At 58.6% G+C, this 14,063-nt stretch carries 16 protein-coding genes; 7 read left to right on the top strand and 9 right to left on the bottom strand.

Going from position 1 to position 14,063, the window contains the following annotated elements:
* Positions 1-23: 23 nt before the first annotated feature.
* A complete protein-coding gene (locus ACYG9V_RS25760) occupies positions 24-623 on the top strand; it encodes a cupin (protein WP_352763234.1) in 600 nt (199 codons plus the stop codon).
* Position 624: 1 nt separating this feature from the next.
* Here ACYG9V_RS25760 and ACYG9V_RS25755 read toward each other — a convergent pair whose 3' ends face one another.
* The 5 genes from ACYG9V_RS25755 to ACYG9V_RS25735 form a co-directional block, all read right to left on the bottom strand.
* Positions 625-921, bottom strand: coding sequence for a SemiSWEET family sugar transporter (locus tag ACYG9V_RS25755; RefSeq protein ID WP_023687830.1), 297 nt, complete (start codon positions 919-921; stop codon positions 625-627).
* A gap of 15 nt (positions 922-936) precedes the next feature.
* Complete coding sequence (locus tag ACYG9V_RS25750; RefSeq protein WP_352763231.1) at positions 937-1,503, bottom strand: hypothetical protein; 567 nt, start codon at positions 1,501-1,503, stop codon at positions 937-939.
* A 112-nt stretch (positions 1,504-1,615) separates the two neighbouring features.
* Entirely contained in the window at positions 1,616-2,392 is a 777-nt protein-coding gene (gene xth / locus ACYG9V_RS25745) for an exodeoxyribonuclease III (protein ID WP_023668041.1), read from the bottom strand.
* Between the two features lie 68 nt (positions 2,393-2,460).
* Complete coding sequence (locus ACYG9V_RS25740) at positions 2,461-2,673, bottom strand: hypothetical protein (RefSeq protein WP_245259911.1); 213 nt, start codon at positions 2,671-2,673, stop codon at positions 2,461-2,463.
* 215 nt (positions 2,674-2,888) lie between these two features.
* Positions 2,889-3,416, bottom strand: coding sequence for a YciE/YciF ferroxidase family protein (locus tag ACYG9V_RS25735; protein ID WP_023704627.1), 528 nt, complete (start codon positions 3,414-3,416; stop codon positions 2,889-2,891).
* A 423-nt stretch (positions 3,417-3,839) separates the two neighbouring features.
* Here ACYG9V_RS25735 and ACYG9V_RS25730 point away from each other — a divergent pair, with 423 nt between their 5' ends.
* A complete protein-coding gene (locus ACYG9V_RS25730) occupies positions 3,840-5,240 on the top strand; it encodes a phospholipase D family protein (protein WP_023725501.1) in 1,401 nt (466 codons plus the stop codon).
* Positions 5,241-5,331: 91 nt separating this feature from the next.
* Here ACYG9V_RS25730 and ACYG9V_RS25725 read toward each other — a convergent pair whose 3' ends face one another.
* On the bottom strand, positions 5,332-5,628 hold the full coding sequence (locus ACYG9V_RS25725; RefSeq protein ID WP_023668045.1) for a hypothetical protein: 297 nt from the start codon (positions 5,626-5,628) through the stop codon (positions 5,332-5,334).
* Positions 5,629-5,701: 73 nt separating this feature from the next.
* Entirely contained in the window at positions 5,702-6,694 is a 993-nt protein-coding gene (locus tag ACYG9V_RS25720) for a YihY/virulence factor BrkB family protein (RefSeq protein ID WP_352763228.1), read from the bottom strand.
* Between the two features lie 186 nt (positions 6,695-6,880).
* Here ACYG9V_RS25720 and ACYG9V_RS25715 point away from each other — a divergent pair, with 186 nt between their 5' ends.
* The 3 genes from ACYG9V_RS25715 to ligD all read left to right on the top strand — a co-directional run bounded on the left by ACYG9V_RS25715 (position 6,881) and on the right by ligD (position 10,200).
* Positions 6,881-7,105 (top strand): hypothetical protein, encoded by a 225-nt coding sequence (locus tag ACYG9V_RS25715; RefSeq protein ID WP_155921617.1) that lies wholly within the window; start codon positions 6,881-6,883, stop codon positions 7,103-7,105.
* A complete protein-coding gene (locus ACYG9V_RS25710) occupies positions 7,102-7,395 on the top strand; it encodes a hypothetical protein (protein ID WP_023687836.1) in 294 nt (97 codons plus the stop codon). The genes ACYG9V_RS25715 and ACYG9V_RS25710 overlap by 4 nt, the downstream gene beginning before the upstream one ends.
* A 162-nt stretch (positions 7,396-7,557) precedes the next feature.
* On the top strand, positions 7,558-10,200 hold the full coding sequence (ligD, locus tag ACYG9V_RS25705; protein ID WP_352763226.1) for a DNA ligase D: 2,643 nt from the start codon (positions 7,558-7,560) through the stop codon (positions 10,198-10,200).
* A gap of 95 nt (positions 10,201-10,295) precedes the next feature.
* Here ligD and ACYG9V_RS25700 read toward each other — a convergent pair whose 3' ends face one another.
* Both ACYG9V_RS25700 and ACYG9V_RS25695 read right to left on the bottom strand, forming a co-directional pair.
* A complete protein-coding gene (locus tag ACYG9V_RS25700; RefSeq protein WP_352763223.1) occupies positions 10,296-11,063 on the bottom strand; it encodes an alpha/beta fold hydrolase in 768 nt (255 codons plus the stop codon).
* A 174-nt stretch (positions 11,064-11,237) separates the two neighbouring features.
* Entirely contained in the window at positions 11,238-11,708 is a 471-nt protein-coding gene (locus ACYG9V_RS25695; RefSeq protein ID WP_352763221.1) for a GFA family protein, read from the bottom strand.
* Between the two features lie 192 nt (positions 11,709-11,900).
* Here ACYG9V_RS25695 and ACYG9V_RS25690 point away from each other — a divergent pair, with 192 nt between their 5' ends.
* Together ACYG9V_RS25690 and ACYG9V_RS25685 are read left to right on the top strand one after the other, a co-directional pair.
* Positions 11,901-12,125, top strand: coding sequence for a hypothetical protein (locus tag ACYG9V_RS25690; protein ID WP_352763218.1), 225 nt, complete (start codon positions 11,901-11,903; stop codon positions 12,123-12,125).
* A gap of 292 nt (positions 12,126-12,417) precedes the next feature.
* On the top strand, positions 12,418-13,911 hold the full coding sequence (locus ACYG9V_RS25685) for an alpha,alpha-trehalose-phosphate synthase (UDP-forming) (RefSeq protein ID WP_352763216.1): 1,494 nt from the start codon (positions 12,418-12,420) through the stop codon (positions 13,909-13,911).
* Positions 13,912-14,063 lie beyond the last annotated feature (152 nt).

Genomic DNA, 14,063 nt, shown 5'->3' with positions numbered 1-14,063 from the left:
CCTCTGCTTTAGAGGCAGCGTCGATGAGCATTTTGGAAACCAGCAAGAAAGTGATCGAGAACGTCACCGGTTTCGCAAGACCGCGCAAGCAAGCTGTCGCCGGATTTGTGAGGCAGCGAAAGTCAAATGAGTTCTGGTTCAAGGATGATGGACTTGTACCCAATCATCCAGCATGGCCGCTCGTCGTTTATCGAGGCGCCGTCGAATTGCCCGAAGGACTTGATCCAGCAGCCGTCATGGAGGTGCTTTTCGATGCAAACGGATGGGGCGATAGCTGGCGAAACGGCATCTATGATTACGTTCACTATCATTCGCAAATACACGAGGTTCTGGGCATTGCCCGCGGAAATGCTGAAGTCCGGTTTGGGGGCAAGAGAGGACGAACGCTGTCGCTGAAGGCTGGCGACGTCGCGGTCCTCCCGGCAGGCACCGGGCACCAATGTCTCTCGGCATCCGATGACTTTTTGGTTGTCGGCGCGTATCCTCCATTTGGGACTTATGACGAATGTAGGAGCAAGGATCAGCATAGCGATGCGCTCGCAACCATCCCCAAGGTGGGGCGTCCGCGCAAGGATCCTGCATATGGTAGCCAAGGTCCGCTTCTGAAAAGTTGGAAGCGTTAATTTAGTCGTCGGGGTCGAAAGCCTTGGCAACTGCATCTTTCTCAGCCTGCGGCAGGACTGTCATTGTGAGAATGAACGCTGACAGCAGGAGACAAACGCCATTCGTGATTATGATCGGCCACTCTGCCTTCATGATGCCGAAGGCCAGCCACAAGGCGAAGCCCAACACAGTGATGGCATACATCGGTGCGGAGATGCCGCTTGTCTCTCGTGTCCTGATGATTTTCCAGGCTTGCGGGGTGAAACTGCTCATCGAGCAGACGGTCGCGAGATAGCCGATGAGCGTGACTGTCTGCATGGAAGCGGCCCTGACCTACGTCGCAGATACGCGCTTGAGATCAGATACGCGGACCACGCCGTGCTGGCTGACAAAGGTCAGGGTGGAGTCCGTGCTCTGGCTCTGCGAAACACCGGATATGCGATGGTCGCCTGTGTCATAAATCTCCATCTTTCCATGATCGTCCATGACCAGGCGGCTTTGCTCAGGAAACGCTGCGTAGCGCATATTGTTTTGAGAACCAGCGGCAGACGGGCTCCCAAACTCCTCAGGCCACCATGAGCCGGCGTGGGCCATAGCTGCAGAACGATAGCTCGTGTCGTCGCGTTGTGGCTTGGCGGGATGATCGCGCAGGTAGGCCGAGAGCTCCGCCGCGATAGTGTTGAGCTTCGCCTTGAGGCTGTCATCGAACATGTCGCCGACCATCGTCATGCCGGAGGACCATTGTGACATTCCTCCGAAGTCGACGTGGCTGAACTGGGCCATGGTTCCACCACCACGCCGCAACGCCTCAAGGACAGCCATGACAGCGCCATCAGTGACGCCATGCTGGCGTGCAAGGCGCGCAATCAGTTCAGCTTCCTTTTGAGTGTTTGTCATCATTGCGTCCTTTGATCGCTTGGCGCCGGCAGTCCTCATTGTTGGCGATAGACATGCGGCCAAATCTAATCACGAAGGAGCGCCACCAGGTCTTCAGGCTCCTTGCCGAGGAAGCTCAATCAAGTTCTATCCAGGCTGGCGCATGATCGCTCGGCTTGTCCCATGCACGCGTTTCGGCATCTACTCCGGCATTCTTCAGGCGATCCAATAGGGATGAACTCAGCAAGAGATGGTCCATCCGGAGCCCGGAACTCCGATCGTACCCGCCGCGGTAGGAGAAGTTCCAATAGGTGTAAATTCCTTTTTCTGGATGAATGCGACGAACCGCATCGAACCAGCCCTGAGCAAGCATTTCGGCGTACGCGCTCCGGCTCTCGGGGAAGTAAACGGCATCGCCAACCCAGCGCCCCGGCACCGCCGCGTCGATCGGGCCTGGAACGACGTTATAGTCGCCGCACAGGATGGTCGGTGAGCTATCGCCGAGCAGCACCTGGCCATAGGTGATCAAACGTCGGAACCAGCGAAGTTTGTAGTCGAACTTCGGCCCCGGCGCTGGATTGCCATTGGGCAAATACAGGCAGCCGACAACAAGCCCATTCACATCTGCCTCGATGTAGCGGCTGTGCGAATCGTCGGGATCGCCCGGCAGACCTCGACGACGTTCCAGCGGCTCAATCCCGCGAGCGAGGATTGCCACGCCATTGTAGGACTTCTGTCCGTGCCAGATTGCGCCATAGCCGGCGTTTCTAATCGCATCGACGGGAAATTTTTCGTCAGAGGTCTTCAGTTCTTGAAGGCAGACGATGTCATAGCCGGTTTCGCCAAGCCACTTGAGAAGCACTGGCAGTCGGCCGTTGACGCCATTGACGTTGAAGGTTGCGATGCGGGTCATCTCGACGATTTAACGTCTTTGCGCCGCTTCGATGCGACATAGGGTCGGTAGCCAAATCTTGCCTTTTGTCATCGTCCATCTGCATTTTTGCTCGAAGCATTGGTGCTTTGACCGGAAGCAGCGGATGTCTTTGCATCTTTGGAATGCGCGGCAATCGCCGGACCCGCGCCGGTAGCTTTACGCATATCGCCGCTCCCCTTGCCGTCAGTCGATTTCTTGCTCAACAGTCCTGAGAAATATTTTCCAAAGAAGCCCATCCGACTCTCCATCTTGGCGCTCATTCGGCGACTTTGCGGGCCCTGAACTCATCTCTGCGCTGTTCTCGCAACTGCCGAGGATCGCTGCGCGAACCACCAAGGGCGCGGCGCCTGACCAGCGCGGCCGAACACTCAAGCAGGAAACATTCCAGTCCTTTGTAGATATGCGTGACCATGTCCTTCATCTCCCGCGACCGCCTCGGCACATGGGTCGCCGAGGCGGTTGGGTAGGCGATCAATCAAGCCGCTTTCCGTTCTGCCGCTCGTTCGTTGACGCCGGCTTCACCGAGGGCAGTCAGCGCCTCGTCGGTGGCCTTCTCCTCCTCAAGTGTCGCATTGAGGAGCGCAACCACGTCATCCTTGCCGAGCGTCGTAGCCCAGGCAATCAGGGTTCCATACCTGGCAATCTCATAGTGCTCCACGGCTTGCGCGGCACCGACGAGCCCTGCATCGAGCGAAGTCGAACCCTTGTACTCCTGAAGGATTTCAGATCCTTCCTCCAGGATGCCGTCGATCGCCGGGCAGGTTTTGCCGCGCGCGGCCGCGCCGAGAATCTCGAAGACCTCCTCCAGACGTTCGACCTGCCCCTCGGTTTCAGCGAGGTGCTTCTCGAATGCTGCCGCAACTTGCTGTTCGGATGCGCCTTTGGCCATCTTCGGCAAGGCTTTCAGAATTTTCTTCTCGGCATAGTAGATGTCTTTGAGGCCATCGAGGAAAAGGTCCTCCAGGTCCTTGTTGTTGCCATTGGCTTTCTTGGCAGTGGGCATTGTGCCGTCTCCTCTGTTGAAAATTGCCCGTCGCGAGCATTTTCTTAACTCGGAAACCCGAACCCGGTTCCGGGATAATGGAGATATCTAAATTTAAAGGGTCCTGCGCTTCACTGAGAACAACGACCACGTCATTCTCGTCGAAGAGCCGCGGCGGGGCGCACGCCATCGGGCTCCCGCCAACGGTCGTGCGGTCTGAGGGCCTGGGACTGCAGGAGACGCAAGTACCGCAGCGGCAGCAGAGCAGTCGGGGCAACGCCTCTCAAGCCTCCTGACCGCTCTGCAGCCGCTTGATTGCTGGCCCTGCTTGCATCCAGGAATTGGGTGATTGGACGCTGCGTATGCAACCAGAATACCTCAGAATGGTTCTAGCTATGATTTGAGCGGGATGGCAGCGAGCGCCGTCCAAAGGTGGCAATTTTTATGGACGTATCACTTTCGCGAACCGCAGACGACAACATCAAAACCGGCAAGAGCGGCTTGCTGCTTGTCTCGGACAATTATGACGCTTTCGCTCTGCGCGTGCTGGCCGCAAGGAGCGCTGAGCGCAGCCTCGACCTGATGTACTACCTTTGGCATGATGATCACACCGGCCGCTTGCTGCTTCGCGAGGTTTTTCGAGCTGCTGAGCGCGGTGTTCGGGTGCGCATGCTCCTTGACGACGTCAATCCGCGTAAAAATGATGCGGCATATCTGGCGCTGAACAACCATCCAAACATCGAATTGAAGTTGTTCAATCCGAGCGGTATCAGGCGCGGCCGGATCATGCGTGGTGTGGAAGTGCTGTTGCGGCTCTTTGCATTGACGCGACGGATGCACAACAAGGCTTGGATCGTCGACGACAAATTTGCCATTGTCGGCGGTCGGAATGTTGGCGATGCCTATTTCGATGCGGCAGAAACCAATTTCCGGGACCTCGATCTGCTGCTCCTGGGGCCTGCGGTACGGCAAACCGCGGCGATATTCGATGCCTTCTGGGCTTGCAATGAAGCCAAGCCAATCAAAACCCTGGGATCAGTGGCTGAGCATGAGCATGCCAAATGGCTTGAAGGAAGCGATACCGGCCCCGATCCCAAATTCCTGAACGGCATCGGCAACCGGGGCTCGATCACAGAGTTTATTGCGGCCAGCAACGACGTTCATTGGGTGGATGGCGTGCGGGTCATTTCCGATCCGCCGGAGAAGGTTCGTGGTTGGAGACGTCGCAGCTGGCTTATGAAAGAGCTGCGTCCGATCATCCAATCCACGCGCGGGTGTCTGGAAATTGTGTCGCCCTATTTCATCCCCGGCAAAAGGGGCACAGCGATCTTGCTGGACCTTGTCGGCGCCGGTGTTGACGTTTCGGTTCTGACCAATTCCTTGGCCGCCACGGACGTCGCCGCAGTCCATGGCGCTTACGCAAACTATCGCAAGCGGCTGCTGAGGAATGGCGTCAATATTTTCGAGCTTCAGCCGTTCAACCGGCGCTCCGCAATCTCGGTGTTTGGCTCCAAGGGCGCCAGTCTGCATACGAAAGCTTTCACCGTCGACGACAATATCGGCTTCGTCGGTTCCTTCAATTTCGATCCACGGTCAGTGTCCTTGAACTCGGAAATGGGCGTGCTGTTTGAGGATCCGAAATTGGTCGCCGAGCTGCGGCATCGATTCCAATCGGAAATATCTCCGGAAACAAGCTATCGGCTCGAACTGAAGCACAATGTTCTGCATTGGCATGGATGCGGCGAAGGCAAGATTCAGGACTATACGCATGAACCAGAAGCCGGATTTTTTCGCCGTATCCTGGCGGTCTTCGTCCGTCACCTCCCGATCGAATCTCAGCTCTAGCATCTGACGATGGGCGAGGACCTCGCGATCTCAGCGAATTGCCCTGCCGGGGATCGCGTGAGCGAAACGTGAAACCCTGATCTACCACGGGTCAGCCAGACCGCATCACACCCGGTTCTTCGACAACCGCGTCGCCAATCCCATGCTGTCCGGCGTCCGGATCACTCGGCAACACGTCGGAAAAATTGACTGTGGCGACCAGGTATCCGGCTTCATCGTAGACCTTGATAGTCGATCCCGATTGCTTGGTTCCTGACCCAGGATCCGCCGCCACCGCTACGCGCGCCATCTCTATTGCTCTCGGACTGGCCATCTCCGCACTCGCTAGCTCTTCCTCGAGAGCGGTAGTCTGGCCGGATACTGTCGTCTCAAAGCGGAATTTTGGCATGGGCAACCTCCTGTTCCTATGCAATTCCGGTGTCCGGGTTGCGTTCCAAAGAAACAGAATTGGTGGGAAGCAGCTAAGATCGCCGCGATGGCCAGACCCGTGTCGCCACGAAGGTCAGCAAACCCGTGATCACAATCCAGGCCTGCACCTCGCGTTGGATGGTTGGTCCAAGGTTCGATGTCTGTCGCGACGGGCTCTCTGCCTCCACTAACGGTTGAAGGTCGGACCGACTGCCGAGACGGACGGAATAGGCCCGCGTGAACTCGGCGCCGAGCAGGAATATCTCAGACGAATAGTAAACCCAAAGCAGCACGACCAGCAGTGCACCCGCCGCGCCATAGGAGGATGCAATCGCGCTGGTTCCGATATACCAGCCAATCAGCGACTTGCCGATGGTGAAGAGCAAAGCGGTCACTGCCGCGCCAATTGCGACATCGCGCCAAGCGAGCGACCGGTCCGGCAGGATCTTGAAGATCGCGGCAAACAGAGCGGAAATCAGCACGAACGATACAATGCCGTTTATCGACGCGAGAATGATCGTGCCGAACGGCAGATGGGCGTTGATGACAGCGCCAAGCGCGGAAATGGCGGCACTCGCCGCCAACGACACAAGCAGTAGAAATCCCAACGCTGCAACCAGACCCAGGCTGGCCGCCCGCGCCCGCACCAATCGCGACACAGACATGGGTGGTGGGTCAATCTTCCAGATTGTGTTGAGCGAAAGCTGCATTTCGCCAAACACCCCGGAGGCTGTCACGAAGAGGGTGACGATGCCCACCAAGGTGGCAACAGTGCCGGCGGTTCTGTGAGAAGCGCTTTCGATGGTGCTGCGCAGAAGGTCGCCGGTTTGCGATCCCATCACGCCTGCGATTTCGGCCGACAGAGCGAGTTGAGCTGCTTCATGCCCAAAGACAAGTCCAGCAATGGCAACAACGATCAACAAGATCGGGGCCAGGGACGTAACGGCATAGAACGCCATCGCCGCACCGTGGCTGAGGGCATTGTCGTTGATGAATCCGAGGATGCTCTCCTTGCCAAGAACCCAGGCTTCGCGTGCCACCCGCATGGGGAATTCCTTTTGCCTCAACGAGCAACCTAGTGCTGTCGGCAACGAAAGCGAGACCTGCCGCCAGTGCGCGAGGCGCGATTGCCGAGACACGCCCGCTGCACGAACGGCCAGAAATGTTCCATGCGGCGCCGGAACTCGCCGGGCTCGTAATGGTTATCGGTCATCCGATTGGAGTGATCAAAAATGCCTGATAATGAAAACCGTCGCGAGACCGGCGCAACGAAGTACCCGGCTAGAACAGGTCCTGATCCTTCGGATGCGTTCTCTCAGGATGCGGCCGGCAACAAGAAACCCAAGAGTGGGGTCGGTCTGACGCGGCCAGTCAATGAGGTGGATGACAAGACGCACCAATCCGATGGCCAGAACGCCCCGGCGAGGCCGGGCGGCGGAAACACGGTCAAGCCATGAACGTTGCCAATCTTCAGCTTGAAGGGTTGATGATGGCGGTCGCGTCAATCAACAACCTGCTCGTTCACAAAGGTCTGCTGTCAATTGACGAGATCGATACCGCCCTGCGAAAGGCAGAGGCGTCCATGACAGGTGACGAGCGGACCTACGAAGACATGTCACCGGCCAACCGTGACGCGATCTGCTTCCCGATCCGGCTTCTGCAGATCGCAAACAACGCGCAAGGCGAACTGGACATCCCACCATTTTCAGAGCTTGCAAAAATGGTTGGGCAAACCAAGGAACCTTAACGTCAGCGGTGACGACACCTGTAGTCTCCGTGAAGGCCTCATTTGACGCCGATGCCACTCTGAAGCGGAAAAGCAGCATCGGCGTCGTCTCGGCTATGAACCGAACCAAATCTCACCCACTGCGTTGAGTCCCGGCGTTGCGTCATTAGTCGGGGCACTTCCATGAAAACGGGCGAGCTTTCAACCTACCGGGCCAAAAGGGATTTCGCGAAGACGAAAGAGCCCAGCGGCGAAAGCTCGATTGCGGGTTCGAACCGACTCCGGTTCGTCATCCAAAAACACGCGGCCACGCGGCTGCACTATGATCTTCGCCTCGAGCTTGGCGGGGTCTTCAAATCATGGGCTGTGACCAAAGGTCCATCACTGGATCCTCACGACAAACGACTTGCCGTGGAGGTTGAGGATCACCCGCTGGAGTACGGCGACTTCGAAGGCACGATTCCCAAAGGACAATATGGTGGCGGCACGGTGCAGTTGTGGGATCGCGGATATTGGGAACCGGAAGGCGCCATGTCTCCCGAAAAGTCGTTGGAAAAAGGCGACCTGAAATTCACGCTGCAGGGCAAGCGCCTGCATGGAAGCTTCGTCCTCGTGCGCATGAAGCATGACCGCAATGGCGGGAAGCGGACCAACTGGCTGCTGATAAAACACCGCGACAAATACGCGACAGAGGGCAATGGCGATGCGGTGCTGGCTCAGGATCGATCCGTCGCCTCGGGTCGGAGCATGGAGAGGATTGCAGCGGGGAAGGGGGCAGGTCCGAAGCCGTTCATGATGAAAGGTTCATCGTTGGCCGATGCGGATGCCGTTTGGGACAGCAAGCGCGGCCATGCCGACAAGCGCGCCGCCAGGTCGGCAAAGCCTGCTCCGCGGCCGAAGCGAGCCGCTGGTGCCTCAGCGGCGAAGATGCCCGACTTCATCCCACCACAGCTTTGCGCGACGCTCTCCCGGCCGCCGGCCGGGACGAACTGGGTTCACGAAATCAAGTTTGACGGTTATCGCGTCCAGTTGCGCGTGGAAGACAAGGACATCGCGCTTAGGACCCGCAAGGGTCTTGACTGGACGGAGAAATTTGGCGCCATCGCAAAGGAGGCCGCCAGTCTTCCCAACGTCATCATCGACGGCGAGATCGTAGCGCTTGGCGAGAACGGCGCGCCCGATTTTGCCGCACTGCAGGCAGCGCTGTCGGAGCGCCGGACGAAGGACCTGATCTACTTTGCCTTTGACCTGCTCTTCGCAAATGGCGTCGATCTGCGAAAGATGCCTCTCTCACAACGGAAGGAACGTCTGAGCGAGATGCTCGGCGAAGTCGATCGCGGCGAGCAAAATCTCATCCGCTATGTCGAGCACTTCAGCAATGGCGGCGACGCGGTGCTGCGTTCTGCCTGTCGCCTGTCGCTTGAGGGGATTGTCTCCAAAAAGGCCGATGCGACCTATGTTTCGGGGAGGACCGACACCTGGGCAAAATCGAAATGCCGCGCCGGGCATGAGGTGGTCATCGGCGGCTGGTCGACGACCAACGGCAAATTCCGGTCATTGCTCGTCGGCGTCAATCGCGGTGAACATTTCGCCTATATCGGCCGTGTGGGGACCGGATTCAGCGAGGCAAAGGTCAAGCAGCTGATGCCCAGGCTGCAGGAGATGAAAGCCGCGACGTCGCCGTTTACCGGCGATGGCGCACCGAAAAGGAATTCAACCGTCTTCTGGACGAAGCCGGAATTGGTCGCGGAAATCGAGTTCGCCGGCTGGACCGGGGGTGGCAATATCCGGCAGGCCGCCTTCAAAGGCCTGCGTGAAGACAAGCCCGCAAAAGACGTCGAGGCCGAGCGTCCAGCCGATCCTCAAGAGACGCCGATTGCCGACCCTGCCAAGGTGACTGGCAAGACAGGAAAAAGCCCGGTTGTCATGGGCGTCATCATTTCCAAGCCGGACAAGCCGCTTTGGCCGAATGCCGGCGACGGTCAGCCCGTCGACAAGCTCGATCTTGCAGAATATTTCGAGACCGTTGGCCCCTGGATGATCAGACATATCAAAGGTCGTCCCTGTTCACTCGTGCGTGCGCCGGATGGCTACGCCGGCGAGCAGTTTTTCCAGCGCCACGCAATGCCAGGCACATCCAATCTGCTGGAACTGGTAAAAGTCTTCGGCGACCACAAACCGTATCTGCAAATCGACCGCGTCGAGGGTCTGGCCGCGATCGCCCAGATAGGCGGCCTTGAGCTTCACCCCTGGAATTGCCAGCCGGGTCATCCCGAAATACCTGGCCGACTTGTCTTCGACCTTGACCCCGGTCCGGAAGTCCCTTTTGCGAAGGTGGTCGCGGCAGCCAAGGAAATGCGCGATCGTCTCGAAGATCTGGGCTTGGTGAGCTTCTGCAAAACCACGGGCGGCAAAGGCTTGCATGTCGTGACGCCATTGGCGGCCGAACGCAGCAAGACGACATGGGCCGAGGCCAAGGCCTTCGCAAAGGCCGTCTGCATCCAGATGGCGGCAGATAGCCCGGATCTCTACCTCGTCAACATGGCCAAGAAGCTGCGGACATCCCGGATTTTTCTCGACTATCTCAGGAATGATCGCATGGCGACAGCCGTCGCCCCTCTCTCCCCTCGCGCCAGGGAAGGCGCGACTGTATCCATGCCGCTGACCTGGAGTCAGGTGAAGGCGGATCTCGATCCGAAAAAATACACCGTTCGCACGGTCCCGGGCCACCTGAAAAAGACCGTCGCCTGGGCTGACTACGACGATGGCGAACGGTCGATCAGCATCGCCATCAAACGGATCGGTTCAGCAAAGCTCGCCGCGTGACGACTTCGGTTCGCGCAAGAAGGCCATGACGGCTGCGGCTATCGCGTCGGCTGCTTCTTCGGCCATATGATGTCCGCAATCGATCGGTTGGCCCTTTAGTTCGGTGGTCCAGGGTCGCCAAACATCGAGCACGTTGCCGTAGAGTGCCCCAAGATCATCGCGGGCGGACCAGAGCGCCAAGGTCGGGCACGCGACCCGGCGACCAGCTTTCCTGTGGTCGGCATCGTGCAATTGGTCGATGGCCAGACCTGCCCGATAGTCTTCAAGCATGCCGTGAACAACATTCGGATCGTGGATTGCGTCCTTGTAGTCGATATAGGCCTCAGCCCCCATGGACCCGGCTGAGCCGCCATACCATGCGTCAGGATCGGCCATGATTGCGCGTTCGGGCTTGTCCGCTGTGCGAAAAAGAACCAATGCCACCAGAGCTTCGCAAAGCGGGCGTCGCAGCGTTCGAGGGCTTCCAGGATAGGGACGCTGTCCATGACGATCAGATGGCTGATCGCTGACGGGTGATCCATCGCTGCTCGGAACGCTGTGTAGCTGCCGCGGTCATGGCCTGCGATCGCAAACCGGCCAAAGCCGAGATGTCGCATGAGAGCGATGCAGTCCCTGGCTTTGGCACGCTTGGAGGATCCAGCATGGTCCACGGCGTCCGCCGGTACCGAGGACCGGCCAAAGCCCCTCAGATCGGGGCAGACAACTGTGTGGTCGGCGGCGAGAAGTGGGGCTACCCGGTGCCAGGTAACGTGCGTCCGAGGATGGCCATGCAGCAAAAGAAGCGGCGGGCCTGAACCTCCATACCTGACTCTCAGTGAGGACTCGGGCAGATCCACGGTCTCTAGCTTGAATCCTTCAAACATCCGCTTCTTTGTCGTCAGACTGTGAAAACAAGTCCCGCATGTCCATCTTCAACCCACCCCGGTGAAATTGGTTTCGGGCATTTGTCCGTTTGGACATTTCTCTCATTCCAATGGTTCGGCCGCCGTTCAGGATCCGCCAGCCCTGGCGCTGACGCCCGGATCCAACCTCCTGCCTCACCGGTCTCTGGGATTGCCCAGGGTGGGGTCGCGCGCTCGGGTGTAGCCCTCGACGCGAGGCAAACCGTCATCCATCCTGATAAACGGCAGTCGCATTTCCCAATAGGCTTGAGCTTGGGGATGGAACTTCTCGGGCGCGTCCATGAATCCGATCGAGATGTAGAACTCATTTGGCAAGCCTTCATCGGTGTACCCAATCGAGGTGCCACATTCCGAACAGAAGGAGCGCACGACCCCCCTGGTTTTCGAAAATGTTTTTGGTTTGGAGCCGAGCCAATCGACCTGATCTGGACGATAGCCAATCCAGATCGTCAGTGGGCTGCCGATCGCTCGTCGGCAGTCATCGTCGTGGTCGAAACAAATCCAAAAGGGATCGCCACTGAATTCAGCTGTGATGGCTCCGCAAAAGCAATGCCCTTGATCAATCCGGGCCGGTTTTCTGACCGTCGTTCGGGGTTTGTCGTCCATGGTAATCTTCCGGCCAGCGTGGTGGCGTAACGCCGCGGACGGCAAGCAGTTCCTTTGGACGTCACAGAGCCGCAGATGCGCGCAACCGGCGGGCTGCTCGTCAATATCATTTGAGGCAGATCAGGCCTTAATTTGTTGGGAACATTTTTTCAGGTCCGCACTTTGTTCGCCGTCTGACCAAAGGAGGCGACCTTGAAAACACGACGCATCGACAGGGAAAAGATCGAGAGGGCGGATCGAGAAGCCAAGTTGCTGTTGGAAGCGGAGCGGCATGCCAGGGAAGCCAAGACGGCGCGGCTTAGAGAACAGCGACAGTTGTTGGAGGCATCGATAGCGCGGACCCCGCCCGCGTCCGCAGCGGTAAAGCCGCCGCCCCGCCAACGAAAGCCGACGCGCAAGGTAATCGAGGTGGACTGACGGTTTGGTCAGTTGGGGCTTTTGCCAAGGTGGGGAGTTGATATGACAGGGCAGGGGATCCGGCAGCATGAATGCCAAAGCGGTAAGCCCGGCCGTCGCCAAAGCGGCTGCTCGGCGTGCTGGATCGGGGTCTCATCACCGGTGTGTCCGACGACGATCCTGCGAGAGCCGCTGAAAAAGGCGCCCGAGCGGGCCGAGAATGCGATCCAGCGAATCCGGCTGGACACTTACGTCGGGAACAATCGCACGCGCGGACCGTTCCCCAAGCGATCTTCACGCTCAGGATTTGCTCTTGTTGCAGCGACCGGATGAAATTCTCAACGAGGCTTCGCAGACGGTTGGTGATCCCCTTGAGCGCGACGCCTTAGGTGGGGAGGCTGAGCTAACTGGCGATCGCGCCATCCCGCGTCGTCTGGTTGTCGTCTCGAACAGGCTGGGGAACATTCGCGATCCGTCGCAAGCCGGCGGACTTGCTGTAGGCATCGGGGATGCGTTGGCCGAGCGTGGAGGCCTGTGGCTAGGAGCAAGCGCCGAGTATCAGGACTACGCCGCGAGCGACGAACCGCTGATCCGCTTGGAACGCGTGGGAAAGATCGAGACGGCTGCGCTTACCCTGCCCTATGAGGAGTATTCGCTCTATTACAATGGCTATGCCAACAGCACGCTGTGGCCGCTTTTTCATTACCGACTCGACCTGGTGAACCACCGGGCAGAGTTTCAACACGCCTACCGGCAGATCAATGCGCGGTTCGCGAAGGCGCTCGCAGGACTGCTGTCGGGCAACGACGACCTGGTGTGGGTTCACGACTACCACCTTATCCCCTTGGCCGCCCAGTTGCGGCGGCTGGGAGTCCGGAATCGGATCGGGTTTTTTCTTCACATACCGTTCCCGCCGCCCGACCTGTTTGTAGCCACGCCCGACCATGAAGAACTCATCGATGATCTGCTTCAATATGACGTCGTGGGGTTCCAGACCGAAACGGACGTGGGGAATTTCCGGCGCTCAGTGCAGGCGGCCAACTCCACTACTTTTGATATCAATGGTTCGGCTGAGATGAACGGCCGCACGGTGTTGTCGAGGTGTTTTCCGATCGGCATCGACGTCGATTCAATCGCACGCATGGCCAATGAGGCGGCGGAGGATGTGCAGATCGATTCCATGCGCCGCCAGATTCTGGGCCTCAAGCAAATCATCGGCGTCGATCGGCTGGACTACTCCAAGGGTCTCCCCGGCCGCATGCAGGCTTTCGCTCGTCTTTTGGAAAGGCATCCGGAACACGAGCGAGCGGCAACCTATTTGCAGATTGCGTCGCCGACGCGGGAGGAGGTCAGCGCCTATGCCGACATCCGGGCCCAGCTTGAGGCAACCGCCGGCGCGGTCAACGGAAGATACGCGGATTTGGCTTGGACCCCGATCCGCTACATCCACCGTGCCGTATCACGCTCTCGGCTTGCTGGCCTGTTGCGCGCTAGCCAGGTCGGATTGGTCACACCCCTGCGTGACGGAATGAACCTCGTCGCCAAGGAATACATAGCCGCGCAGGACGAAGCCGACCCCGGAGTGCTGGTTTTGTCGCGTTTTGCAGGTGCGGCCGAAGAACTTGCCGAATCCTTGATCGTGAACCCGTATGCGGTCGACGAGGTTGCCGACGCGATCGCAAAAGCGCTCGCGATGCCGCTTGGGGAAAGAATTGCAAGGCATAGTGCACTGCTCAAGCGCATCACGCGCAATGACGCAGCAGAATGGCGGCGGTCATTTCTCGCCACGCTCGCGGGCGAGAACTAGCGCCTGGCATCGATGCCTGAATCCGTCCGTGTGTCACGCGTTCCCACAGGGTCATAGCCCGGCCATAACCCGGCTTGCCTAGCAGTTCGAAAGGCCTTGAAGCTGATCATGTACCTTGTCAGCCCGCATCAGAAGCTTTTCGCTCGTTGCCG

This window comes from Mesorhizobium sp. W016, assembly GCF_054719485.1.
The sequence above is the reverse complement of the archived record's forward strand: the minus strand, read 5'-3'. Positions and strand labels throughout refer to the sequence as shown.